This is a genomic window from Aureispira sp. CCB-QB1, assembly GCF_000724545.1.
GTDB lineage: Bacteria > Bacteroidota > Bacteroidia > Chitinophagales > Saprospiraceae > Aureispira.
The window spans coordinates 1-450 of sequence record NZ_JHBV01000111.1; the positions used below are offsets into that span (position 1 = coordinate 1).

1 pseudogene is annotated in these 450 nt (G+C 38.7%); it reads right to left on the bottom strand.

What is annotated here, in order from left to right:
* Positions 1-450, bottom strand: a pseudogene (locus CG11_RS30615) (hypothetical protein); the annotation flags it as partial.

Consider the following 450-nt stretch of genomic DNA (forward strand, 5'->3'; position numbering starts at 1 on the left):
CAACACATCATAATCATAACCGAGTGCCCAACCTTTTTGGGAGACAAATTGCAAACCAACCGTCAAACTAGAAAAAGCATTGAGATTCCCACCCACCCCCGCATTCAAAAACAGCCCATTGCTAGGTGTTGGAACAGGGGTATTGATGCGAACCGTTTTAGTGATCTGCTTTGGGATTTTTAGTTTATAATGTAAATGATTTTGCAAGAGCTGACCATCCACCAATGATTCATAATAGACTGTCAAATTATCATCTTCTAAACTGTCTTGATAAAGCTTTGTAGCCATGTGTTGAGCGGTATCAACAAACTCTGATTTTATTCTATTTTGGAAACTATCCACATAAATAATTCTAGGTTCAGGAACTACTTGTCGAGGCAATTGCACGATAACAGGAGCTGGCAAAATCGTATCTAGAACAATCGTTGTATCAGCTCTAAATTCATGCTT